At 30.8% G+C, this 1,178-nt stretch carries 1 pseudogene; it reads left to right on the forward strand.

Annotated features, from left to right (window positions below):
- Positions 1-888: 888 nt before the first annotated feature.
- Positions 889-1,178 (forward strand): annotated as a pseudogene (locus tag DFO72_RS29115) (thioredoxin family protein); the annotation flags it as partial.

Raw genomic sequence — 1,178 nt, forward strand, 5'->3', positions numbered from 1 at the left:
TCTTTACAGCATAAAGATACGAAGAAATTAATAAATCATCTGACATAGTTTGAAGTGTCATTTAGCCCTCCTAAAATCTCGACATAATGATAAAATACACACAAGAATTATTATCTAAATTAATAAAAAAAAGCGAAACCGTTTCGACAAATCTGTAATGGAAATGACACAATTAATTTTTCAATCGGAGAGGGCCAAATGAGTCTACAAAAGTTAGACATGCAAGAAAAAATAATATATTTACCATAAAAATCAATATTATTCCAATAGATAGATATCGATGGTTGATAATGATATACAAGTGATTTAACATTTCTTAGAAAGTCCTTTTTTATGATTGACAATCCAAAAGATATCCGGTAAAATTTGTTTTATTAAATGGAGTAATCACTCCAGAAATAAAGAAAGAAAAGGACAAATGCATTTTCATTTCATTTTTGCTCGCCAAAGTGTTAAGAAATGATTGCCAAAGATATAAAAGAATACTTGCTTTTACACTGTCGGTGATTTAAACAGACGACGGCTTATTACATTGCTTGTGGATACACATTTCTTTAGGTAAAGAGCAAAATAATTAAATCGGATTAGGTTTAAGTTTTTACGACATTATGTTGTATAAAATGGACGTACGTATGTAATTTCAAATTTCTCGAGTTAAAGCGATTTTGAATGTTTTATTATCAATCCTTTATTCTATTCTCATTAATAAACAGGAATTATGTAAGCGTTTTCGAGTAGACCGATGCTAGGAGGGAAATGATGATATTAACTAAAATGAAGAATTTTTCATTTAGAGATTTACGAGGGAAGACTGTGTCAATCAACGATTTTAAAGGAAAAAACATATTAATTTTTATGTGGGCTTCCTGGTGACGGTGCAGGGATCAACTGCCAGGTTGGCAGGATTTTTATAAAAAATATAAGCATCTAAACTTTGAAATTCTATCTGTTTCCGTAGATATACAAGGTGCAGAAGTTGTAAAACCATATGCAGCAGATAAGGCATTTACTTCAGTAATCGATGCGGACAATTCATTAGCGAATTATTTTGGATTTAAAATTGTACCCAATGGGATTTTCGTCGATAAAAACAGTACAATTCGTTTAATTAAGCAAGGATTCCATGTTTCAAATCCCACGCATTTGGATGCAGTTGAAAAACTAATACATGGAACAGT

Source organism: Cytobacillus oceanisediminis, from assembly GCF_004366035.1.
GTDB lineage: Bacteria > Bacillota > Bacilli > Bacillales > Cytobacillaceae > Cytobacillus > Cytobacillus oceanisediminis_C.